Genomic DNA, 23,372 nt, shown 5'->3' with positions numbered 1-23,372 from the left:
GAAACCGTGAGGGAGCGACCCGATGACCAAGACCCGCACCGAAACCGACAGCTTCGGCCCGCTGGAGGTTGACGCCTCGAAATACTGGGGCGCGCAGACGCAGCGTTCGATCATCAACTTCCCGATTGGCTGGGAACGCCAGCCGGTGCCGATCATCCGCGCCCTGGGCGCGATCAAGCTGGCCGCCGCGCGGGTGAACCGCGCCTCGGGCGACCTGCCCGCCGATTTGGCCGATGCGATGGAGCAGGCCGCGACCGAGGTGTTCCAGGGCAAGTTCGACGACAACTTCCCGCTGGTCGTCTGGCAGACCGGGTCCGGCACCCAGTCGAACATGAACGCCAACGAGGTGATCAGCAACCGCGCGATCGAGATCATGGGCGGAGAGATGGGGTCCAAGAAACCCGTCCACCCGAACGACCACTGCAACATGGGCCAGTCGTCGAACGACACCTTCCCGACCGCGATGCATGTGGGCATCGCCATGCTGGCGCGCGACACGCTGCTGCCGGGTCTGGAGAAGCTGGCCGCCGCGCTGGAGGCAAAGTCGGCCGAGTTCAAGGACATCATCAAGATCGGTCGCACCCACACCCAGGATGCGACGCCCCTGACCTTGGGTCAGGAATTCGGTGGCTATGCCCATCAGGTCCGCAAGGGGATCGAGCGGGTCAAGGCCTGCCTGCCCGACATCTATGAGTTGGCCCAGGGCGGCACGGCCGTCGGCACCGGCCTGAACACCAAAAAGGGCTGGGACACGGCGATTGCCGCGGAAATCGCCAAGATCACCGACCTGCCCTTCGTCACCGCGCCGAACAAGTTCGAGGCGCTGGCCGCCCATGACGCGATGGTCATGTTCTCGGGCGCGCTGAAGACGGTGGCCGGATCGCTGTTCAAGATCGCCAACGACATGCGCCTGCTGGGGTCGGGGCCGCGTTCGGGTCTGGGCGAACTGATCCTGCCCGAGAACGAGCCGGGATCGTCGATCATGCCAGGCAAGGTGAACCCGACCCAGGCCGAGGCGCTGACCATGGTCTGCGCGCATGTGATGGGCAACGACGCCGCCGTGGGCTTTGCCGGGTCTCAGGGGCATTTCGAGCTGAACGTCTACAACCCGATGATGTCCTACAACGTGCTGCAATCCATGCAGCTTCTGGGCGATGCGGCCTCCAGCTTCACCGACAACATGGTCGTGGGCACCCAAGCCAACGTAAAGCGCATCGACCAGCTGATGCGCGAATCGCTGATGCTGGTGACGGCGCTGGCGCCCACCATCGGCTATGACAACGCCACCAAGGTCGCCAAGACCGCGCACAGGAACGGCACGACGCTGCGCGAGGAGGCCATCGCCCTGGGCTTCGTCGACGGAGAGACCTTCGACCGCGTCGTCCGCCCCGAGGACATGATCAGCCCCAAGGGCTGACCCTCTTGACCCAAGGCCGGGGGGCGCGCCACAGTGGCGCGCCCTTCGTCGTTTCAGGGACCGCCATGACCCGCATCATCAACCTGCGCCAGGCCCGCAAGGCCCGCGACCGCGACGCCAAGCGTGCCAAGGGCGACGCGAACGCCGCCCTGCACGGAGAGGCCAAGCCGCTGCGCGACGCGCGCCAGGCCGAACGCGACCGCGCGGCCCGCATGCTGGACGCGCATCGGCGCGACACGCCCGACGAATGATCGACCTGCCCGCCATGACGCCGCCGCTGAAGCGGTCGGTGACCATAGACGGGCACCGAACGTCGGTGTCGCTGGAAGATGCATTCTGGAAGGCGCTGGCGACCCAGGCCGCGGCGCGCGACCTGACCCGCGCCGCCCTAATCGGACAGATCGACCATGCCCGGCCGCCGCAAATCGGACTGGCCACGGCCCTGCGCCTTTATGTGCTGTCCACCCTGCAGGCGCAGGATCCCTGACCCGACCTTGGGTCAGTCAGCCGCCTGGCCCCGCAGGTCGGGCAGGACGTGGTCGCGGAACTGCTCCCGCAGGGTCAGCTTGCTGATCTTGCCGGTCGCCGTCAGGGGCATCTCGTCGACATAGACGACGTCATCGGGCAGCTGCCAGCTGGCCAGATGCGCGCCCAGATGGGACCGCATCTCCTCCAGCCCAGGTCGGGCGGCCCCCTTGGGCTTGATCACCAGCAGCGGGCGTTCATCCCATTTCGGATGGGGCAGCGCGATGACCGCGCATTGCGCCACGTCCGGATGGGCGACTGCCAGGTTCTCGACGTCGATCGAACTGATCCATTCGCCACCCGACTTGATCAGGTCCTTGGCCCTGTCGCGAAGCGTCAGGATGCCGTCGGCGCTGATCGAGGCAATATCGCCTGTCCCGAACCAGCCGTCGGCGTCGATGGCGCGCGCCGTCGCACCGGCATTGTCGTGATAACCGGCGGCCACGGTGTTGCCGCGCACGAACAGCTCTCCCATGGCTTGGCCGTCATGGGGCTGGCGGGTGCCCGCGTCGTCCACGATCTTCATCTCGACACCGAACACCCGCCGCCCCTGCGCCTGCTTCAGCGCCATGCGCCGGTCGAACGGCAGATCGCGCTGCGCCGGCGTCAGCGACCCCTGGCTGCCCAGCGGAGAGGTCTCGGTCATGCCCCAGGCGTGGTTCACGTCGATGCCCAGACGTTCAAAGCCCTCGGTCAGGCTGCGGGGCATTGCGCTGCCGCCGACGACGATGTGGCGCAGGGCTGCGGGCTTGGCCCCGCGGGACAGGATCTCGGCGAACAGTCCCTGCCAGATGGTGGGCACGCCCCAGGCGCTTTCGACGCCCTCGGTCTGGCACAGGTCCCACAGGCTGGCTCCGTCCAGCGCCGGGCCGGGCATGATCAGGCTGGCCCCGATCAGCGGGGCCGTGAAGGGCAGACCCCAGGCGTTAACGTGAAACAGCGGCACCACCGGCAGGATGCGCGGCTGCGGTCCCAGGTCCGGGCCCAGCACCGCCGCCGTGGCCAGCGCGTGCAGCATGTTAGATCGGTGCGAATACAGGACGCCCTTGGGATCGCCCGTCGTCCCGGACGTATAGCACAGGCCCGATGCGGTCGTTTCCGGAAAATCCGGCCAGACCCGCTCGGTCGGCTGCCCCGCCAGCAGGTCCTCATAGCACAGCGCATCCAGCGTCGTCTGCGGCATGTGCGCCGCGTCGGTCATGACGACATAGCGCATGGACGGCAGGCGGTCCTGCAGCTTTTCCAGCAGCGGCACGAAGCTCAGGTCGGTGAACAGCAGCCGGTCGCCCGCGTGATGCGCGATGAAAACCATCTGGTCGGCCGACAGCCGCGGGTTGATCGTATGGCAGACCGCCCCGATGGACGGCACCGCGTGATAGATCTCCAGATGGCGGTGCCCGTTCCAGGCCAGCGTCGCGACCCGGTCGCCGGGCACCACCCCCAAACCCTCCAGCGCGAAGGACAGCTGGACCGCGCGGGCACGGGTCTGGGCCCAGCTCTGTCGGTGCAGGTCACCCTCGACCCGACGCGACACGATCCGCGCTTCGGGAAAGCTCTCGGCGGCGAAATCCAGAAGCCCGCTTTGCAGCAGCGGGCGGTGCATCATCAGACCGTCCATGACGTCTCCTCCATCATGGCGCCATGATGACGCGATTGCCGGGCGTTTCAACCCGCCCGGCGCGATGGTGCCGCAGGGTCAGCGGGCACTGACATGGGTCGAGGTCAGGTCCAGCAGCACCGCCCCGTCCGCATCGGTGACCTGCGTGCGCACGGTCGAGATGCGTCGCCCGCGCCGCATCCAGGATGCCAGCGCGGTCAGAACCCCGTCGCGGCGGTTGGTCAGCAGCTGGGCGTTCAGTGTGATGGCCACGGGAAAGTTGTCCATGCCCTCCTGCGGCTGCTCTCCGCCCAGGACCAGGTTCGTCGCGACCACGTCCGCGAACCAGACCAGCGCGCCCGCATGGATGGTTCCGAACGGGTTCAGGATGCCCGCGGTCACGGTCATCTCTCCGGTGGCTTCCTGCTCGTTCACGCCGGTGATCTCGAACTCGATCTGTCCGGCAAGGCTGTGATCCGCCATCCCCCAAGTTCCTTCGTTAGAGGCGGGCATCCCGCCTTTTGTCGTTCCCCGGCCCTAGCGGGTCAGCCGCGCGATCAGGGACGAGGTGTCCCACCGGCCGCCGCCCATCGCCTGCACATCCTTGTAGAACTGGTCGACCAGTGCCGTGACCGGCAGGGCCGCGCCCAGCTGGTCCCCTGCCTGCAAGCAGATCGCCAGATCCTTCCGCATCCAGTCGACGGCGAACCCGTGCTCGAATTCGCCGCGATGCATGGTCGCATGACGGTTGACCATCTGCCAACTGCCGGCCGCACCCTGACTGATCACCTCGACGACATCGGCCACGTCCAGCCCCGCCTTCTGCGCGAATGCCAGCGATTCCGACAGCGCCTGAACCAACCCCGCGATCGCGATCTGGTTGCACATCTTGGTCATCTGTCCCGCGCCCACATCGCCCATCCGGCGACAGATCTTGGCATAGGCGTCGATGACCGGCGCGGCGCGATCGAAATCCGCGACCGTGCCCCCGCACATGATCGACAGCTGGCCGTTTTCGGCCCCCGCCTGACCGCCGGATACGGGTGCATCGACATAGCCGATGCCCGCCTCTGCCGCCGCCTGCGCCAGCTCCTCCGTCACCTTGGCCGAGACCGTGGTGTGATCGACGAAGACCGCACCCTGCGCCATGCCCGCGAATGCCCCGTCGGGCCCCAGGCATACCTGGCGCAGGTCGTCGTCATTGCCCACGCAGCACATTACCAGATCCGCGCCCTGCGCCGCCTCGCGCGGGGTCGCGGCGGAGGCGCCGCCGTGCCGGCCGACCCAGGCCTCGGCCTTGGCCGGGCTGCGGTTGAACACCGTCACCTGATGTCCCGCCGCGGCCAGATGCCCGGCCATCGGAAAGCCCATCACGCCCAGTCCCAGAAACGCCGTCTTGGCCATGCAAATCTCCCTCGGGTCGCTGCCCGTGGCGCGGGGGTGCGTTGAAATGCCCGCGCGCCTGTCCTATGCAACACACCACCATCCATGCGCGGCAGGGTCAACCCGTGCCGCGCCCCCGGCCAAGGACCTGCCCGCACATGCTGACCTTGTTTCGCTGGCTTCTGCGGCTGACCATCGCGCTGATCGTCCTGGCGGTCCTGTCCGCCGTGCTGGTCTGGTATTTCGCCGTGCGGTCCCTGCCCGACTATACCGCCAGCTATTCGGTGACGGGCATCACCGCCCCGGTCGAGATCGTGCGCTCGACCGAGAATGTGCCGCATATCTTCGGCAAGACCGACGCGGACGTGTTCTTTGCCCTGGGCCTGGCCCATGCGCAGGACCGGCTGTTCCAGATGACCCTGCTGCGCCGCGCGGCGCAGGGCCGGCTGGCCGAGGTCCATGGCCCTCGCGCCCTGCCCGCCGACGACCTGATCCGCAGGCTGGGCCTGCAGCGCGCGGCCCAGGCTTCGCTGGAGGTGCAGGACGACGACACGCTTGCGGCGCTGCAGGCCTATGCCGACGGGGTGAACCAATGGATCCGCATCGTCAACGACGGTGCGATGGGGCGCGGCGCGCCCGAATTCTTCCTGTTCCCGGATGTCATCACCTTCTGGCAGCCCGCCGATTCGCTGGCGATCCTGAAGCTGATGGCGGCGGCCGGCACCGATTCCGCGGGAGAGGAGATCCTGCGCGCCCGACTGGCCCTGGCCTGGCCCGAACGCGGCATGCAGATCGTCGACCGGGCCGGCATACCTGCTGCCCTGCCCGACTATGCGGGGCTGTTTCCCGGTGCCCGCCTTGGTGCGCCCGAACGGCGCCTGGACCCGCAGGCGGATTACGACCCGCTTGGCTTCCTGCGCCCCGAACAGGCGCTTGGCGGCAATGCCTTCGGCGCCGAGGCGCTGCGGACGGCTGCGGGGGCCGCGCTGCTGGCCAACGACCTGCATGCGGGGCTGACGGTGCCGTCGCTGTACTATCTGGCGCGGTTGGAGCTGGAAGGCGGCGGAGTGATCGGGGCCACGGTGCCCGGCATGCCGCTGGTCCTGTCGGGGCGCAATCCGACACTGTCCTGGGCGCTGACGCCGCTGGACCTGGACGTGGCCGACATCGCCATCGAGGAGGTCCAGCCCGGCAATACCGACCGCTATCGCGGCACGCAGGGCTGGACAGAGTTCCAGACCCGGACCGAGGTGATCCGCGTGCTGGACGCGTCCCCCCAGACCATCACTCTGCGGGAGACGCAGAACGGTCCCGTCGTTCCCGGCCTGGACCCGGGGCTGCGTGACGTGACGCCCATAGGGCATGTCCCATCGCTGCGCTGGACGGGGCTGTCGCAGCGCGACCGCACGATGTCCGCGCTGATGGCGCTGATGCGGGCCGGCGACGCCGATCAGGCGACCCGCGCCCTGGCCGACGTGGTCGCCCCGGCGCTGGACGTGACCCTGGCGCAGGGAGAGACCGTCACCCGGCTGGCCGCAGGCGCGGCACCCCAGCGGGCCGACGACCATCCGACCAAGGGCGCGTTGCCCTCGCCCGGCTGGCTGACCGAAACCGCATGGCAGGGCACCGTGTCGCTGGCGACCCAGGCGCGTCGCCCGCAGGACGGGCTTGCCCTCGCGACGGAGGAGCCGGAGGCCGACGGGCTACGCCATGACCGGCTGTCCGGGCTGCTGGGCGGGCGCGAGGTGCATTCCCGCGACAGCTTCATCGCCGCACAGCTGGACGTCGTCAGCCCTGCGGCCCGCGCCCTGCTGCCGCTGGTGGGGGCGAATCTATGGTTCACCGGCGATCCGGCGGCGCCCGGCACCCCGGAACGCCAGCGTCAGGACGCCCTGACCCTGCTGGCCGAATGGGACGGCGCCATGAACGAGCACCTGCCTGAACCCCTGATCTATGCCGCCTGGATGGGTGCGCTGCAGGACCGCCTGGTCCGGGACGAGCTGGGGCCGCTGGCCGACGACCTGATCCGCCTGCAACCGCATTTCATCGACGCGGTGTTCCGCGATCGCGACGGCGCCGCCGCTTGGTGCGACGTGGTCCAAAGCGCCGCGACCGAGGATTGCGCGACCATCGCCCGCCAGTCGCTGGACCGCGCCATCCTGGACCTGACCGCCGAATACGGTCCCGACGTGACCAGCTGGCGGTGGGGCGACGCGCATCAGGCGCATCACGTGCATCCGGGCCTGGGCGCGCTGCCCGCACTTGGCTGGATCATGAACATCACCCAGTCGATCTCGGGCGGAGAGTTCACCGTGGCCCGCACCGGCATGATCGGCACCGGCGACGACCCCTATCAGGCGATCGGCGGGGCCGGTTATCGCAGCGTGATCGACCTGGCGGACCCGGACAGTTCGGTGTTCATCACCTCGACCGGACAGTCGGGTCATCCGCTGTCGCGCCATTACGACGACCTGGCAGGCCTGTGGCGGCGAGGCGAATACATCGGCATGTCGCTGGACCCCGATCTGGCCCGTGCCGCGGCCGCGGGCATCACCACGCTGACACCGGCAGATTGACGAAAAAGGGGGGCAAAACCGCCCCCCTTCGTTCCCGTGTTCCAGCTGCGATCAGAAGTGGATGGCGCGCCCGTATGCGTCCAGCACGGATTCGTGCATCATCTCGGACAAGGTGGGATGCGGGAAGACCGTCTCCATCAGGTCCTGTTCGGTCGTCTCAAGCTGGCGCCCGATGACATAGCCTTGGATCAGTTCGGTCACCTCGGCGCCGACCATGTGCGCGCCCAGCAGCTCGCCCGTCTTGGCGTCGAAGATGGTCTTGATCATGCCTTCCGGTTCCCCAAGCGCGATGGCCTTGCCGTTGCCGACGAAGGGGAAGCGGCCGACCTTGATGTCCAGCCCCTGCTCCTTGGCCTTGGCCTCGGTCAGGCCGACCGATGCGACCTGGGGGTGGCAATAGGTGCAGCCCGCGATGCTGCCCGGCTTGATCGCATGGGGGTGCTTGCCCGCGATCAGCTCGGCCACCATCACGCCCTCATGGCTGGCCTTGTGCGCCAGCCAGGGCGCGCCGGCCAGATCGCCGATGGCATAGACGCCCTCGACCCCGGTGCGGCAGTATTCGTCCGTGATGACATGGGTGCGATCGACCTTGATCCCGGCCTCCTCCAGGCCCAGTCCCTCGGTGTTGCCGACGATGCCCACGGCGGAAATCACCGTATCGAACTCCTGCGTCTCGACCTTGCCGCCGACCTCGATATGGGCGGTGACGGTCGAGCCCTTGCGGTCCAGCTTCTTGACCGCGGCCTTTTCCATGATCGTCATGCCCTGCTTGACGAACTGCTTCTTCGCAAAGGCGCTGATCTCGGCATCCTCGACGGGCAGGACGCGGTCCATGACCTCGACCACGGTGGTCTTGGCGCCCAGCGTGTTGAAGAAGCTGGCGAATTCGATGCCGATGGCGCCCGACCCGATGACCAGCAGCTTCTTGGGCATGTGCGGCGGGACCAGCGCGTGCTTGTAGTTCCAGACCAGCTTGCCGTCCGGCTCCAGCCCCGGCAGCTCGCGCGCCCGCGCGCCGGTGGCCAGCACGATGGATTTCGCGGTCACCTCCTCGGTGCCCTTGTCGGTCTTGACGGTGACCTTCCCCTTGCCGGCCAGCTTGGCCTCGCCCATGATCACCGTCACCTTGTTCTTCTTGAACAGGTGGCCGATGCCGCCGGACAGCTGCTTGGCAACGCCGCGCGACCGCTTCACGACCGCGTCCAGATCATAGCCCAGCCCCTCGGCCTTCAACCCGAATTCCTTGGCCCGGTGCATCAGGTGATAGACCTCTGCGGAACGCAGCATGGCCTTGGTCGGGATGCAGCCCCAGTTCAGGCAGATGCCGCCCAGATGCTCGCGTTCGATGCAGGCCACCTTCAGGCCCAGCTGCGCGCCCCGGATCGCGGCCACATAGCCGCCCGGCCCTGCGCCGATCACCACCAAGTCGAAATTCTGGGCCATCGGATCCCCCGCTGATGAATTATAGTTCAGCGTTAAACCATTTGCCCCAAGGCGGCAAGCGGGCGGTCAGGTCGCAGGCTGGGGCGACGGGTCGTCCGACTGCGCCTCCTCCAGCACCGCGTCGACCGCCAGGGGGGTCGCGTTGGGCGTGATGACCGCAAAGCTGCCCTGTTCGTCCGGGGTCAGGGCACGACGCTGCGTGGTGCGCCATCCCGCATAGGCCGTCAGCAGCGCTAGCAGGACGCCCATGTAGACCCAGTACCCGTCAGGCCCGATGATGCCCATCATCCAGCCGGTGATGATCGGCCCGCCCATGCTGCCGATGCCATAGATGAACAGAAGGCCCGCCGATGCCGACGCCATGTCGGACTGATCCAGATAGTCGTTGGTATAGGCCAAGAGCAGCGCATAGACCGGGTTCGCGACCCCGCCCATGATCGCCCCAGCGATGACCAGGCCAAGGGTTCCGGGTTGTGCCGCGACGGTCACCAGGCCGCACAGCCCGCCGATGGCCGACATCCCCAGGACCAGCTTGCGCCGGTCATAGCGGTCCGAGATCCAGCCGATCGGATATTGCAGGACCAGCCCCCCTGCATAGATCGCAGCCACGAACAGGCTGATCTGCGCCACCGACAGCCCGATCTGGGCGCCCCAGACCGACGACATGCCCGACAGGACCGAGAACACGCCCCCGATCAGGAAGATCCCCACGCAGCCCAGCGGCGATGCCTTGTACAGCTTTGCAAAGGACATCCGCTTGATCGTCTGGAACTGCGGCGCGGGCTGGGCCGACAGCAGGATCGGCGTGAAGGCCAGCGACACCAGCACCGACGGGATGATGAACAACAGATAACCCGCCGGGCTGCTGACGTTCAGCAGGGCCTGCGCGATCACGATGCCCAGCAACTGCACAATCATGTAGAGCGACAGCGCCTGGCCGCGGTTCTCGTTCGTGGAGCCGGCGTTCAGCCAGCTTTCCGCCGTGACATAGACCCCGCAGAAGCAGAACCCGATCAGGAACCGCAGGACCGTCCAGCTGATCCAGTGCGGCTCGACCGCGAACAGGACCAGCACGGCGCTGATCAGCGACCCCAGGGCGGCAAAGACGCGGACATGGCCGACGTTCTTGATCAGGTCCGGCACGGTCAGGCTGCCCAGCAGGAACCCGCCGTAATAGCTGGCCATGACGATGGACATCTGGAAGGTCGGGATGCCCTCGATCCCGCCGCGGATGCCCAGCAGGGTGCCCTGCATGCCGTTGCCGACCATCAGCAGAAGGATGCCAAGCAGCAGCGGCCATGTGGTGCGCAACACCGAAATCATCGCGGGTCTCGTCTTGTTCAGGGGCGTGGGGGCGGAATGCCCGACCTATGCCCGACGGGGCCCCGATGCCAGCAGGAAACCGACCTCAGGGGATCAGCAGCGACGCGTCGCCATAGCTGAAGAAACGATAGCCTCGTTCGACCGCATGTCCATAGATTTCCCGGATTTTCTCGGACCCCATCAGGGCCGAAACCAGCATCAGCAGCGTGGATTTGGGCAGGTGAAAGTTCGTCATCAGCCCGTCGGTCACCCGGAATTGATAACCGGGATAGATGAAGATGTCGGTCGTGCCCCGGAACGGCGCGATCCGCCCGACCCGGGGGGCGGCCGATTCGATCAGGCGCAGGGCGGTGGTGCCCACCGGGATCACCCGGCGGCCCTCCGCCTTGGCACGGTTGATCGCCTCGGCGGCCTCGGGGGACACCTCTCCCCATTCGGCGTGCATCCGGTGGGTGGTGACGTCGTCGACCTTGACCGGAAGGAACGTCCCCGCCCCCACGTGCAGGGTCACATGCACGAACTGGACGCCCTGCGCCGCCAGCGTCTCCAGCAGGGGGGCGTCGAAATGCAGGCTGGCCGTGGGGGCCGCGACCGCGCCCTGCCGCGCGGCCCAGACCGTCTGATAGTCGTCGCGGTCCTGGTCGTCCGGCGCCCGCAGCGCCGCGATATAGGGCGGCAAGGGCATCGCCCCCACCTGTTGCAGCGCCGCATCGAACGCATCACCCGTGGCGTCGAACACCAAGCGCAGGCCGGTCGCGGTCATCTCGGCCACGGTGGCGGACAGGGTGTCGCCGAACCGGATTACCTCGCCCACGCGCAGCTTGCGCAGCGGCTTGGCCAGCGCCTGCCAGCCTTCGGCGGCGGGTTCCAGCAGCGTGACCTCGATCCGCGCCACGGCCTCGCCCTGCGGGGTCTGGCGGGCGCGGGTGCCGGTCAGGCGGGCGGGAATGACCTTGGTGTCGTTCAGCACCAGCAGGTCGCCGGGGCGCAGGATCTGCGGCAGATCGCCCACATGGCGATCGGTGATGGCCCCGCCTTCCGCCAGCAGCAGACGTGCGGAACTGCGCGGCTTGGCGGGCCGCGTGGCGATCAGGTCGGCGGGCAGGTCGAAATCGAAATCGGACAGCTTCATGGCACGGGGTTTTGCGGCCCGCCCGCGCCCGCGTCAAGCAGCCGTGATGCCAAAGCGAAAACGTCGGACTTTACAAGCCCGACAGAATTGGTAAGTCTCCGCCCGACAGGAGCCCGCCATGATCGTCTGCCACTGCGCCATGATCTCGGATCACGACATCCGCGCCGCCATCGACTGGATGCGCGCGGCGGATGCCCAGACCATCATCACGCCGGGCAAGATCTATCACGCCCTGGGCAAGCGCGCCGATTGCGGGGGCTGCATGCCGCTGTTTCTGGACACCATGCGCGCGTGCGATAAGCTGGGCGTCGCACCGCCGATTTTGCGGGCCAGAACCGACAGCAAGAAGGATGCCACCCATGAAGGGCGACGCCAAGGTCATCGAGTATCTCAACGCCGCACTGCGCTCTGAGCTGACGGCGGTCAGCCAGTACTGGCTGCATTATCGTCTGCAGGAGGATTGGGGCTTCGGCAAGATCGCGGCCAAGTCGCGCGCCGAATCCATCGAGGAGATGAACCACGCCGACAAGCTGATCCAGCGGATCATCTTTCTGGAGGGTCATCCCAACCTGCAGCGTCTGGACCCGTTGCGAATCGGACAGACCCTGCGCGAGACGCTGGACAGCGATCTGGCTGCAGAACATGACGCGCGCACGCTGTACATCGAGGCGCGCGACCATTGTGATGCCGTTGGCGACTATCCCAGCAAGATGCTGTTCGAGGAGCTGATCCAGGACGAGGAAGGCCATATCGACTTCCTAGAGACGCAGATCCACCTATTCGAGACGATCGGCGCCCAGAACTATGGCCAGCTGAACGCCAAGTCCGCTGACGAGGCCGAATAGGCCCTCAGCCCAGCCAGTCGCGGGCGATGGCGGGCAGCTGGTCGAAATGCGCCAGCAGAACCTCGGGCGCCAGGCGAGAGATCGCCTCGCCCTCGGGACCGAAGCTGACCAGTGCGACGCGCACCCCGGCAGCCGCGGCCGTCTTGCGGTCGGTCTCGGTATCGCCCACCAGGAAGGACTGCGCGACGGTGCCGCCCGCGCCCTCGACGGCGGCGTGATAGGGGCGCGGGTCGGGCTTGCGCACCGGCAGCGTGTCCGCGCCGATCATGGCGCCGAACCGGTCGCGGATGCCCAGTTCGCGCAGCAGCGTCTCGGCCAGGGCCTCTGGCTTGTTGGTGCAGACGGCCAGGCGGTGCCCGTCGGCGGCCAGACGGTCCAGCGCCGCCTCGACCCCCGGATACAGCTGCGTGTGCACGGCGATCGCCGCACCGTAATGGGACAGCAGGCTGTCGAAATCCTCATCCTCGGCACCGGGGGGCAACAGCGTATCATCCGACATCCGGCCATAGCCCGCCCGCAGCATCGCCCGTCCGCCATGAAACGCGATCAGCGCATCCGCGACCGGGTCCAGCAGGTCGCCCAGGCCCCGCGCGCGAAAGCACGCATTCGCCGCCGCGACCAGATCGCCCGACGTATCCGCCAGCGTTCCGTCCAGATCGAAGACCACTGTACCCGCCATGCGCCATCCCCCGTGGAAATGTTCGGAAAACAAAGGTGACCGCGCCGGGCCTTTCCAGCGCGTCCCGCCCCGATTAGAACGCCGTGAAGAAAAAGCAAACAGGCGATGGGGGCGGTGATGTCGGAAGCTGGATTGGCGGTCGTGGTTCTGGCGGCGGGACAGGGCAGCCGGATGCAATCGGACCTGCCCAAGGTCCTGCACCGTCTTGGCGGGGTGCCGCTGGTCGGGCACGCGCTGCGCGCGGCGCGCAACCTGCAGCCGGAACAGATCGTGGTCGTGACGGGCCACGGCGCGGACGCCGTCGCCCGGGCGGTGGCCAAGCTGGACCCCGAGGCCGCGACCGTGCTGCAGGCCGAACAGCTGGGCACCGGGCACGCCGTGCGCCAGGCCCTGCCCAGCCTGGAAGGATTTGAGGGGCGGGTGATCATCCTGTATGGCGACACCCCCTTCATTGCCCCTGACACGCTGGACGAACTGGCAGCCCACCCCGCCGATCTGGTCGTCCTGGGCTTCGAGGCGGACGATCCCGGCCGCTATGGGCGGCTGGTCGTCACCGACCGCGGGCTGGAGCGTATCGTCGAGTACAAGGACGCCGACGCCGCGACCCGCGAGATCGTGCTGTGCAATTCCGGCGTCATGGCGCTGCAGGCCGATCTGTTGCGCCGCCTGATCGTGGGCCTGGGCAACGACAATGCCGCGGGCGAGTACTATCTGACCGACCTGGTGGCCCTGGCCCGCGCCGAGGGGCGTCGCGCCGACGTGGTGATCTGCGACGAGGCCGAGACGCTTGGCATCAACACCCGCGCCGAACTGGCCGCAGCCGAGGCCGCCTTCCAGGCCCGTGCCCGTGCGGCGCTGATGGAAGACGGGGTGACCCTGACCGATCCGGGCAGCGTCTTTTTGGCGCTGGACACGGTCATCGGGCGCGACGCGGTGATCGGGCCCAACGTCGTCTTCGGCCCCGGCGTGACGGTGGAATCGGGCGCCGAGATTCTGCCCTTTTGCCATCTGGAGGGTTGCCATGTCAGTGAAGGGGCCACCGTCGGACCCTTTGCCCGTCTGCGCCCCGGCGCCGAATTGGGCACGGATGTCCATGTCGGCAACTTCGTCGAGATTAAGAACGCCGTCCTGGACGAGGGTGTCAAGGTCGGCCATCTGACCTATCTGGGCGACGCCCATGTGGGCGAGCACACGAATATCGGCGCTGGCACCATCACCTGCAATTACGACGGCGTCTCCAAGCATCGGACCACGATCGGCCCGCGCGCCTTCATCGGCAGCGACACGATGCTGGTGGCCCCCGTCCATGTCGGCGCGGACGCCATGACCGGATCGGGCAGCACCATCACCGAGGACATCCCCGACGGCGCCCTGGCCATCGGCCGGGCCCGCCAGGTCACGAAACCGGGCCTGGCGACCCGCCTGATGGCGGCGCTGCGGCTGAAGAAGGAGGCGCGCTGATGTGCGGCATCATCGGAATCCTGGGCAACCACGAGGTTTCCCCGCAGCTGGTCGATGCGCTGAAGCGGCTGGAATACCGCGGCTATGACAGCGCCGGCGTGGCGACCGTGGACGCGACCGGACAGCTGTCGCGCCGGCGCGCGGTGGGCAAGCTGGTCAACCTGTCGGACCTGCTGGTCCATCGGCCGCTGACGGGGCATGCGGGTATCGGACACACGCGATGGGCCACCCATGGCGCCGCGACCGAGGTCAACGCCCATCCTCATCAGTCCGGCCCCGTCGCCGTCGTCCATAACGGCATCATCGAGAACTTTCGCGAACTGCGCGCCGAACTGGCCGATCGGGGCATCATGCCAGAATCGCAGACGGACACCGAAACCGTTGCGCTGCTGACCGCGCATCACCTGGATCAGGGCCTATCGCCGGTGGAGGCCGCCCGTGCCACGCTGGCCCACCTGCAGGGGGCCTTTGCGCTGGCCTTCCTGTTCCAGGATCAGCCCGACCTGCTGATCGCGGCCCGCAAGGGCAGCCCGCTGGCCGTGGGCCATGGCGACAAAGAGATGTATCTTGGTTCGGACGCGGTGGCGTTGGCGCCCTTCACGGACCGCATCACCTATCTGGAGGATGGCGACCACGCCGTTCTGACGCGCGCGGGCGTGCAGATCTGGGACGCGGAGGGCCACCAGGTCCACCGCGCCACCGCCCGCATCGATGTCGGCGCGACCGTCATCGACCGTGCCGGGCACCGTCACTTCATGGCCAAGGAAATCGCCGAACAGCCGGTGGTGATCGGCGACGTGCTGAACCATTACGTCAAGGGCGACCGCATCGTCCTGCCGGACGGCCTGGATTTCGCGGACCTGGACCGGGTGACCCTGGTCGGCTGCGGCACCGCGCATCTGGCGGGGCATGTGGCGAAATACTGGTTCGAACAGTTGGCGGGCCTGCCCTGCGACATCGATGTCGCCTCCGAATTCCGCTATCGCGAACCGCCCTTGTCGGATCGCAGCCTGTTCATCGCCGTCAGCCAGTCCGGAGAGACGGCGGATACGCTGGCCGCCCTGCATTATGCCCGCGGCAAGGTCGCGCGGACCGTGGGGCTGGTGAACGTGGGCACGTCGGCCATCGCGCGCGACGCCGACATGGCGCTGCCGACCTTGGCGGGGATCGAGGTCAGCGTGGCGTCGTCCAAGGCCTTCACCTGCCAGCTGGCCGTGCTGGCCGTGCTGGCGCTGAAGGCGGCGCATGACCGCGGTCGGCTTGATGATGCCGCCCTGACGGCCCATCTGCGCGACCTGCGCGCCATCCCCGCGCTGCTGGCGCAGGCGCTGGCTCTGTCGGACGACTGCCGGATGCAGGCCGACTGGCTGGCGCAGGCCCGCGACGTCCTTTATCTGGGCCGGGGCGCATTGTACCCCGTCGCGCTGGAAGGCGCGCTCAAGCTCAAGGAGCTGAGCTATATCCACGCCGAGGGCTATGCCTCCGGAGAGCTGAAGCACGGCCCCATTGCGCTGATCGACGGCGACGTGCCGGTGGTGGTGCTGGCGCCGCATGACGCGCTGTTCGACAAGACCATCTCTAACATGCAGGAGGTGATGGCCCGTCACGGCCAGGTGCTGCTGATTTCGGACGCTGCGGGGATTGCGGCGGCGGGCGACGGCATCACCGCCAGCCTGGCCCTGCCCACCGGCGGCGGTGTGTTCCAGCCGATCCTCTATGCCGTGCCGATGCAGTACCTTGCCTATCACACGGCGGTCGCCAAGGGCACCGATGTCGATCAACCCCGCAACCTGGCAAAATCCGTCACCGTGGAATGAAAAAGGCCCGCTTCGGCGGGCCTTTCCTTACAGACGGCGAAAGGTCACGTAATGGGGCGGACGCCCCTCGCGCAGGGCCTTCTGCTCGTAACGGGTGCTGATCCAGTCGTCCCATGCGACGGCGGTGTCATCAAGCGTCTCGAACCCGGCGGGCGGCACCTCCTCGCGGGTCTGACGGATATAGTCCGGGATGTCGCTGGCCACGCGAAAGATCCCGCCGGGCCGCATCACGCGGGCCAGGGGGCGCAGGTGTTCGGGCGTCACGAACCGCCGCCGATGGTGGCGCGCCTTGGGCCAGGGATCCGGATACATCAGGAAGGCGCGCTCGACGCTGGCATCGGGCAGCACATCCATCAGATCGCGCGCGTCGCCCGGATGGACGCTGACATTCGTCACGCCCGCCGCCCGGATCTTGCCCAGCAGCATCGCGACGCCGTTGATAAACGGCTCGCATCCGATGATGTTGATGTCGGGATAGGTGGCGGCCATGTGGACCATGTGCTCGCCACCGCCAAAGCCCACCTCAAGCCAGACGGGGCGGTCGTTGCCGAAGATCGCGGCAGAATCGACCGGGGTGCGTTCCGGGTTGTCCTGCAGGGTGATGCCGCGGGGCCGCAGCTCGCCCAGGTCCTCGGACAGATAACCCTTCTGGCTCTGCCGCAGGGTCTTGCCGTGCCGCCGTCCATAGAAGTTGCGGCGGGGCGGGTTCGGATCAAAGCCGGATTCGGATGTGTCGCTCATGATGCCGGGCATTGCCGCAAGCGCGGCGCGGTTTCAAGCCCCCTGTGCGCCTTTGCGTCCCGCGGTGGCCGGGGGGCTTCGCACCCCCCGGACCCCCTGCGGGATGATCAAGCCTTCGCCTCCGCTCCGTGGGACATCGGGGGGTCCGGGGGGCTGGCCCCCCGGCCCGTCGCGGGACGCAAGCCTGGTTCAGGTCAGTCGGCCATCAGGCGGCTGATGCTGACGGTGACCTCGGGCTTCTTGCCGATCTCCTCCATCGCCACCTGGCGGGTGATCTTGCGGATCGCCTCGTCCATCTTGCCGTCGTCGCGCACGGTGCGTGCATCGGCACGCTCTAGGAACTCGGACAGCTCGGCCTCGATCTGGCGGGCCAGCTCGCCGCCCGAACGGGTCCGCTCGGACAGGCCCATCAGTTCGACCCAGGCATCGGGCAGGACATTGTCGTCCTCGTCCACGATCACGCTGACCATCGCGTGCCCGTTCAGCGCCATGCGGATGCGGTCGCGCACGACCCCGTCCATCGCGCCGATCAGCAGGTTGCCGTCCAGATAAAGACGCCCCGTTTCGACCTGATCGCAGACCTTGGGGCGATCGCCCGTCAGGTCCAGCATCGTGCCGTTGGTGACGATCTCGGCGGTCATGCCCTTGGCACGGGCCAGCATCACGTGTTCGCGCAGGTGCAGGTGCTCGCCATGCATGGGGATCACGACCTTGGGCCGCAGCAGGTCGTGCATCGCCTCGATGTCGGGCCGGTTCGCGTGACCCGAGACGTGGTAGAGCCCGTCATCGGCGTCCCAGACCTCGACTCCGGCCTCGCTCAGCGCGTTCATGATGCGGCCGACCGACTTTTCGTTGCCCGGGATGGTCTTGGAGCTGAACAGGAAGCTGTCCCCCTCCTTCAGCGACAGGCCCAGATAGCGGCCGCGCGACAGCTGCGCGCTGGCCGCGCGACGCTCCCCCTGGCTGCCGGTGACCAGCAGCAGGACCTTGTTGCGGGGCAGCTTGGCGGCCTCCTCGGGCCCGATCGTCTCGGGGAAATCCTTCAGGATGCCGCTGTCGAAGCCCACGCTGACCATGCGCCGCATCGCGCGGCCCAACAGGCACACCTTGCGCCCCGAGGCGCGCGCCGCGTCGGCCAGCGTCTTCAGACGCGCGATATTGCTGGCGAAGGTGGTGGCCACGACCATGTTCGGCTGCGCCATGACCCATTCCAGGATCGGGGTCGCCAGAACCGCCTCGGACCGGCCGGGATGGGTCGAAAAGATGTTCGTGCTGTCGCAGGCCAGGACCTTGACGCCCTTACCTTCTGCCGCGATCTGCGACAGGCCGACCGGGTCGAAGGCGTCGCCCACGACCGGGGTCACGTCCATCTTGAAGTCGCCCGTATGCACGACCCGACCCGCAGGCGTGTCGATGATCAGCGCGCTGCTTTCCGGGATCGAATGGCTGATCGGCACGAACTGCACGCCGAAGGGGCCGACATTGGTCACGGCAGGGCGCGCTTCGGTGATGTTGACCACCTCGGTCGGCAGGCCGTGCTCTTCCATCTTCAGGCGCACCAGCGTCCCGGTGAAGCGGCGCGCATAGATCGGCACGTCCAGCCGCTTCCACAGATGCGCGATGGCGCCGATATGGTCCTCGTGGCCGTGGGTGACGAAGATCGCCTCCAGCCGGTGGCGGTTCTTCTCCAGCCAGGTCAGGTCGGGCATGATCAGGTCGATCCCCGGGCTGCCCTCCATGTCGCCGAAGGTGACGCCCAGGTCCACCAGGATCAGCCGCTCCTTGCCGGGCAGGCCGTATCCATAGACATAGGCGTTCATGCCAATTTCGCCCGCTCCGCCGAGCGGCAGATAGATCAGGCGTTCAGCCATTTCCCATCTCCTTGTTAAAGTCGTGAATGAGCCGAAGCCCGTGCATCGTCAAATCGTCTTCAATCGCATCGAACAGGTCGAACCCCTGATCGAACAATGGCGCAAGCCCGCCAGTGGCTATCACTTTCATGGGTCGGTCGCGCTCGGCGCGGATCTTGTCCACGATACCGTCGACCAGCCCCACATATCCCCAGAACACGCCTGACTGGATACATGCAACCGTATTCGTGCCGATCACCGTCGCCGGCATCGTCACGTCGACATGCGGCAGGGACGCCGCCCCCATGTGCAGCGCCTCCAGCGACAGGTTCACACCCGGCGCGATGACGCCCCCAATATAGGCGCCGTCGATGTCGACCACGTCGAATGTGGTGGCCGTGCCGAAATCGACCACGATCAGGTCCGGGCCGTGCCGGTCATAGGCGCCGACCGTGTTCACCAGCCGGTCGGGCCCCACGGTCGTCCCCGCATCGACCCGCGGCGGCACCGGCAGCAGGCAGTCGGGCTTGCCCACCACCAGGGGCCGCGTGTCGAAATAGCGGTTGCACAGCACCCGAAGGTTAAAGACCACCCGCGGCGCCGTGGCGCTGATGATGCAGGCGTCGATCTGCAACTCGAACCGCTGCACCGCGATCAGCGTGGACAGCCAGACATAGTATTCGTCCGCCGTCCGCCGATGATCCGTGCGGATCCGCCAGTGGGACAGGAACCGCGTCCCGTCCCAGATCGAGAAGACAGTGTTCGTGTTGCCGGTATCGATGCACAGCAGCATGGATCTAGCCCCCGAAATGGATGTCTGCGGCGGAAATCACCTGGCGTCCGCGCGGACCCGTCAAGATCAGGGCGCCGGTTTCGTCGATACCGTCGAAGCGCCCGGTGATCTCGGCGGTGCCGGTTCGTGCGGTGATCGTCTCTCCCAGCCTTGCGGCGCGGGCCAGCCAGGCCGCACGGATCGGCGCAAAGCCATAGGCCGACATCTGCCGCATGCCTTCGTCGAAACGGACGGCCAGCGCGTCCAGCAGATCGTCGGGCGTCACGGTCAGGCCGGTCTCTCCGGCCAGGCTGACCGGACGCAGCGCGCCGGCCTCGACCTCGGACGGCTCCGGGGCCTGCGCCAGATTGACGCCGATGCCGATCGCCAGGACCGCGACCTGTCCCCCTGCCCCGCTGCTCTCCAGCAGGATGCCGGACAGCTTGCCGCCGTTCAGCAGGACGTCGTTGGGCCATTTCAGGGACAGGTTCAGCGCCGGACCGCACAGATCGCGCAGTGCGTCATGCACGGCAAGCGCCGCGACGAAGGACAACCGCGCCGCATCCGCCGCAGCCCCCTGCGGCCGCAGGACCAGCGTCGCGGCAAAGTTTCCGGGCGGATCGGTCCAGGCGCGGCCGCGGCGGCCACGTCCGGCCTGCTGTTCGCGCGCCATGATCCAAGCCGGCCCGCCGAGCGTCGGGGCCAGCCTGAAGGCTTCGGCGTTGGTGCTGTCCACACGGTCCAGGACATGGCGTGCCACGCCCTGGGGCCATGTGGCGGGCGGGTTATTCACCCGCAACCGTGGCTTGACCGACCAGCGATTGCGCGGCCAGCGCCGCGGAATCGTCGATGCCCAGCAGGGTGATCGAACCCAGCAGCAGCGCGAAGGCCGGCACCAGCAGGGCGGCGTACTGCACGCTGCCCATGCGGCTGGTCACGCCCTCGGTCTCGGCGCCGAAATACATGTAGTACACGATGCGCAGGTAATAGAATGCGCCGATGACAGATGCGATCACGCCGGCGACAGCCAGCCATGCCATGCCACCATCGACCGCTGCCGACAGCACGCCGTACTTGGCCCAGAAACCGACCAGCGGCGGCACGCCCGCAAGGCTGAACATCAGCAACAGGACCGCCATCGCCTTCAGCGGCTCGGCGCTGGCAAAGCGGTTCAGGCTCTCCAGGTCGGTGATCGGGCGGCCATCGCGTTCCAGCGACAGGATGAAGGCAAAGCTGCCCACGTTCATGACCGCATAGATGGCCATGTAGATCAGCATCGCCTGCACCCCATAGGCGGTGCCTGCAGCCAGGCCGACCAGTGCAAAGCCCATATGCGCGATCGAGGAATAGGCCATCAGACGCTTGATGTTGCGCTGACCGATGCCCGCGATCGAGCCCAGGAACATCGACAGCAGCGCCAGCACCGCGATGATCTGACCCCAATCGGCCGGCACGTTCCCGAAAGCGTCGAACATCAGCCGCGCGATCAGCGCCATCGCCGCGACCTTGGGCGCAGTGGCCAGGAACGCGGTCACCGGCGAGGGCGAACCTTCGTAGACGTCCGGCGTCCACATGTGGAATGGCACGGCGGACACCTTAAAGGCCAGGCCGACCAGCAGGAACACCAGACCGAACAGCAGGCCCAAGGGCAAGCTTCCGGCCTGAACGGCCTGCATGATGCCAGCGAATTGCGTGGTGCCGACAAAGCCGTAGACCAGCGACGCACCATAGAGCAGCAGGCCAGAGCTGAGCGCACCCAACACGAAATACTTCAACCCGGCCTCGGACGACTTGACGCTTTCGCGGCGCATGGCGGCGACGACGTACAGCGCCAGCGACTGCAGCTCCAGGCCCATGTACAATGACAGCAGGTCGCCGGCCGACACCATCACCATCATGCCGACGGTCGCCAGTACGATCAGGATGGGGTATTCAAACCGCATCAGGCGATGCCGTTCCATGTACTCGGCGCTCATCGCCAGGACGGCGGCGCCGGACAGCAGGATCGTGACCTTGGCGAAACGACCGAAGGCGTCGTCCATGAACATCCCGAAGAACGCGCTCTGCTGCGGGCGGTCGGCCATGCCCACCACCATCGCCGCCGCAATAAGCGCCGCCACGCTGGCCCACAGGATCTGCCGTGCGATCCGGTCCTTGCCCAGATAGGCCCCCGCCAGCAGCGAGGCCAGCGCATAGATCGCTAGCAGCAGCTCGGGCAGAATGGTGGAGATATCCAAACCGGTCATCGTGCGTTCCTCAATGGCTGGCGGTGGCCGAGGCCAGGTCGCCCGTCGCCGCATCAGCAGGCAGCGCGTCGTTGTAATTCACCAGCAGCGCCTGGACCGAGGGGCCGGTGATGTCGGTGACCAGGCGCGGATAGACGCCCAGGATCAGGGTCATGGCGATCAGCGGCGCAAAGATCCAGCGTTCGCGCGGGGTCATGTCGGTGATCGTGCGCAGGCTTTCCTTGATCAGCGCGCCCATGGTGACGCGGCGGTAAAGCCACAGCGCATAGGCCGCCGACAGGATCACGCCGGTCGCCGCGACGAAGGCCACCCAGGTGTTGGCATGGAACGTCCCCATCAGGGTCAGGAACTCGCCCACGAAGCCCGATGTGCCGGGCAGGCCCACGTTGGCCATGGTGAAGAACATGAAGACCAGCGCATAGACCGGCATCCGGTTCACCAGACCGCCATAGGCGTCGATCTCGCGCGTGTGCATGCGGTCATAGATGACGCCCACGCAGAGGAACAAAGCGCCCGAGATGAAGCCGTGCGACAGCATCTGGAAGATCGCTCCGTCCAGCCCCTGCTGGTTGGCGGCAAAGATACCCATGGTCACATAGCCCATGTGGGCGACCGACGAATAGGCGATCAGCTTCTTCATGTCGGACTGCGCCAAGGCCACCAGCGAGGTATAGACGATGGCGATCGCCGAGAGCCACAGCACGAAGGGCTGCAGCAGGTCGGAGGCCACCGGAAACATCGGCAGGCTGAAGCGCAGGAAGCCGTAGCCGCCCATCTTCAGCAGCACGGCCGCCAGCACGACCGAACCGGCGGTCGGCGCCTGGACGTGCGCGTCGGGCAGCCAAGTATGGACCGGCCACATCGGCATCTTGACCGCGAAGCTGGCGAAGAAGGCCAGGAACAGCAGCGTCTGCATGCCGCCCACGATGGTGAAGCCCATCACCGCCATGGTCTGCGACGGGAAGTCGAATTCCAGCAGCGCGGCGATGTCGGTCGTGCCCGCCGTGCGCGCCATCGCGATCATCGCCACCAGCATCAGCACCGAGCCGATGAAGGTGTAGAGGAAGAACTTGAACGACGCATAGATGCGGTTCTTGCCGCCCCAGATGCCGATGATCAGGAACATCGGGATCAGGCCCGCCTCGAAGAACAGGTAGAAGAGGATCAGGTCCAGCGCCGCGAAGACGCCGATCATCAGCCCCTCCAGCACAAGGAACGCGATCATGTATTCCTTGACCCGCAGCATCACGTCCCAGCAGGACAGGATCGTCAGCGGCATCAGGAAGGTGGTCAGCATGATGAACAGGATCGAGATCCCGTCCACGCCCATGCGGTAGCGCAGGCCCATGATCCAGGCGTGATCCTCGACGAACTGGAAGCCCGTGTTCGAGGGATCGAAACCCGCCAGCAGGAACAGCGAGATCAGGAAGGTCGCGCTGGTCGCGATCAGCGCCAGCCATTTCGCGTTCTTCTGCGAGGCGGCGTCGTCGCCGCGCAGGAACAGGGCCAAGATGCCCGCCGCAACGATCGGCAGGAAGGTGATGATCGAAAGAAGGTTCGTCATG

At 67.1% G+C, this 23,372-nt stretch carries 21 protein-coding genes; 8 read left to right on the top strand and 13 right to left on the bottom strand.

The window, feature by feature from the left end; all coding sequences use genetic code 11:
- The first annotated feature begins 22 nt into the window (after positions 1–22).
- The 3 genes from fumC (at position 23) to FHD68_RS00225 (ending at position 1,904) form a co-directional block, all read left to right on the top strand.
- Entirely contained in the window at positions 23–1,417 is a 1,395-nt protein-coding gene (gene fumC / locus FHD68_RS00235) for a class II fumarate hydratase (RefSeq protein ID WP_127898860.1), read from the top strand.
- Between the two features lie 65 nt (positions 1,418–1,482).
- Positions 1,483–1,668: a DUF4169 family protein gene (locus tag FHD68_RS00230; RefSeq protein WP_127898861.1), complete on the top strand. Its 186-nt coding sequence runs from the start codon at positions 1,483–1,485 to the stop codon at positions 1,666–1,668.
- Positions 1,665–1,904: a ribbon-helix-helix domain-containing protein gene (locus FHD68_RS00225; protein ID WP_084693622.1), complete on the top strand. Its 240-nt coding sequence runs from the start codon at positions 1,665–1,667 to the stop codon at positions 1,902–1,904. Before FHD68_RS00230 ends, FHD68_RS00225 begins: the two co-directional genes overlap by 4 nt.
- Positions 1,905–1,916: 12 nt before the next feature.
- On the opposite strand, the gene FHD68_RS00220 is transcribed toward FHD68_RS00225, so the two are convergent.
- The 3 genes from FHD68_RS00220 to FHD68_RS00210 all read right to left on the bottom strand — a co-directional run bounded on the left by FHD68_RS00220 (position 1,917) and on the right by FHD68_RS00210 (position 4,943).
- Positions 1,917–3,560 carry a long-chain fatty acid--CoA ligase gene (locus FHD68_RS00220; RefSeq protein WP_127898862.1) on the bottom strand — a complete coding sequence of 548 codons (1,644 nt, stop codon included), beginning with the start codon at positions 3,558–3,560 and terminating at the stop codon, positions 1,917–1,919.
- 78 nt (positions 3,561–3,638) lie between these two features.
- On the bottom strand, positions 3,639–4,022 hold the full coding sequence (locus FHD68_RS00215; protein ID WP_045998834.1) for a PaaI family thioesterase: 384 nt from the start codon (positions 4,020–4,022) through the stop codon (positions 3,639–3,641).
- Between the two features lie 54 nt (positions 4,023–4,076).
- Positions 4,077–4,943: an NAD(P)-dependent oxidoreductase gene (locus FHD68_RS00210; RefSeq protein ID WP_045998833.1), complete on the bottom strand. Its 867-nt coding sequence runs from the start codon at positions 4,941–4,943 to the stop codon at positions 4,077–4,079.
- A gap of 137 nt (positions 4,944–5,080) precedes the next feature.
- On the opposite strand from FHD68_RS00210, the gene FHD68_RS00205 reads away from it, so the two are divergent.
- Complete coding sequence (locus FHD68_RS00205) at positions 5,081–7,498, top strand: penicillin acylase family protein (protein ID WP_139084939.1); 2,418 nt, start codon at positions 5,081–5,083, stop codon at positions 7,496–7,498.
- 51 nt (positions 7,499–7,549) lie between these two features.
- Here the strand turns inward: FHD68_RS00205 and lpdA are convergent, their stop codons facing one another.
- The 3 genes from lpdA to queA all read right to left on the bottom strand — a co-directional run bounded on the left by lpdA (position 7,550) and on the right by queA (position 11,396).
- Positions 7,550–8,941 carry a dihydrolipoyl dehydrogenase gene (gene lpdA / locus FHD68_RS00200; RefSeq protein ID WP_045998831.1) on the bottom strand — a complete coding sequence of 464 codons (1,392 nt, stop codon included), beginning with the start codon at positions 8,939–8,941 and terminating at the stop codon, positions 7,550–7,552.
- Positions 8,942–9,007: 66 nt separating this feature from the next.
- Positions 9,008–10,264: an MFS transporter gene (locus FHD68_RS00195; protein ID WP_045998830.1), complete on the bottom strand. Its 1,257-nt coding sequence runs from the start codon at positions 10,262–10,264 to the stop codon at positions 9,008–9,010.
- Between the two features lie 85 nt (positions 10,265–10,349).
- Positions 10,350–11,396, bottom strand: a complete 1,047-nt coding sequence (gene queA, locus FHD68_RS00190) for a tRNA preQ1(34) S-adenosylmethionine ribosyltransferase-isomerase QueA (protein ID WP_127898864.1) — start codon at positions 11,394–11,396, stop codon at positions 10,350–10,352.
- A 118-nt stretch (positions 11,397–11,514) separates the two neighbouring features.
- Between queA and FHD68_RS00185 the strand changes: the two genes are divergently transcribed.
- Positions 11,515–11,808 (top strand): (2Fe-2S)-binding protein, encoded by a 294-nt coding sequence (locus FHD68_RS00185; protein ID WP_127898865.1) that lies wholly within the window; start codon positions 11,515–11,517, stop codon positions 11,806–11,808.
- Positions 11,756–12,241, top strand: coding sequence for a bacterioferritin (gene bfr / locus FHD68_RS00180; RefSeq protein WP_127898866.1), 486 nt, complete (start codon positions 11,756–11,758; stop codon positions 12,239–12,241). The genes FHD68_RS00185 and bfr overlap by 53 nt, the downstream gene beginning before the upstream one ends.
- Before the next feature lie 4 nt (positions 12,242–12,245).
- Here the strand turns inward: bfr and FHD68_RS00175 are convergent, their stop codons facing one another.
- Positions 12,246–12,920, bottom strand: a complete 675-nt coding sequence (locus tag FHD68_RS00175) for an HAD-IA family hydrolase (RefSeq protein ID WP_127898867.1) — start codon at positions 12,918–12,920, stop codon at positions 12,246–12,248.
- A 117-nt stretch (positions 12,921–13,037) separates the two neighbouring features.
- Here FHD68_RS00175 and glmU point away from each other — a divergent pair, with 117 nt between their 5' ends.
- Positions 13,038–14,381, top strand: a complete 1,344-nt coding sequence (gene glmU / locus FHD68_RS00170) for a bifunctional UDP-N-acetylglucosamine diphosphorylase/glucosamine-1-phosphate N-acetyltransferase GlmU (RefSeq protein WP_127898868.1) — start codon at positions 13,038–13,040, stop codon at positions 14,379–14,381.
- The gene (gene glmS, locus FHD68_RS00165) at positions 14,381–16,198 is read left to right on the top strand and encodes a glutamine--fructose-6-phosphate transaminase (isomerizing) (RefSeq protein WP_127898869.1); all 1,818 of its coding nucleotides are present in this window, start codon (positions 14,381–14,383) and stop codon (positions 16,196–16,198) included. The genes glmU and glmS overlap by 1 nt, the downstream gene beginning before the upstream one ends.
- A gap of 27 nt (positions 16,199–16,225) precedes the next feature.
- On the opposite strand, the gene trmB is transcribed toward glmS, so the two are convergent.
- The 6 genes from trmB to FHD68_RS00135 all read right to left on the bottom strand — a co-directional run bounded on the left by trmB (position 16,226) and on the right by FHD68_RS00135 (position 23,371).
- A complete protein-coding gene (gene trmB / locus FHD68_RS00160; protein WP_127898870.1) occupies positions 16,226–16,939 on the bottom strand; it encodes a tRNA (guanosine(46)-N7)-methyltransferase TrmB in 714 nt (237 codons plus the stop codon).
- 194 nt (positions 16,940–17,133) lie between these two features.
- On the bottom strand, positions 17,134–18,810 hold the full coding sequence (locus tag FHD68_RS00155) for a ribonuclease J (protein ID WP_127898871.1): 1,677 nt from the start codon (positions 18,808–18,810) through the stop codon (positions 17,134–17,136).
- Positions 18,803–19,582 (bottom strand): type III pantothenate kinase, encoded by a 780-nt coding sequence (locus tag FHD68_RS00150; protein WP_045998823.1) that lies wholly within the window; start codon positions 19,580–19,582, stop codon positions 18,803–18,805. Before FHD68_RS00150 ends, FHD68_RS00155 begins: the two co-directional genes overlap by 8 nt.
- Positions 19,583–19,586: 4 nt before the next feature.
- Complete coding sequence (locus FHD68_RS00145) at positions 19,587–20,321, bottom strand: biotin--[acetyl-CoA-carboxylase] ligase (RefSeq protein ID WP_127898872.1); 735 nt, start codon at positions 20,319–20,321, stop codon at positions 19,587–19,589.
- Positions 20,322–20,346: 25 nt separating this feature from the next.
- On the bottom strand, positions 20,347–21,807 hold the full coding sequence (nuoN, locus tag FHD68_RS00140) for an NADH-quinone oxidoreductase subunit NuoN (protein ID WP_127898873.1): 1,461 nt from the start codon (positions 21,805–21,807) through the stop codon (positions 20,347–20,349).
- A gap of 10 nt (positions 21,808–21,817) precedes the next feature.
- Positions 21,818–23,371, bottom strand: coding sequence for an NADH-quinone oxidoreductase subunit M (locus tag FHD68_RS00135; RefSeq protein ID WP_127898874.1), 1,554 nt, complete (start codon positions 23,369–23,371; stop codon positions 21,818–21,820).
- Between the last annotated feature and the right edge of the window lies 1 nt (position 23,372).

This window comes from Paracoccus marcusii, assembly GCF_006151785.1.
GTDB lineage: Bacteria > Pseudomonadota > Alphaproteobacteria > Rhodobacterales > Rhodobacteraceae > Paracoccus > Paracoccus marcusii.
This window is presented reverse-complemented; position numbering and strand designations above follow the sequence as displayed.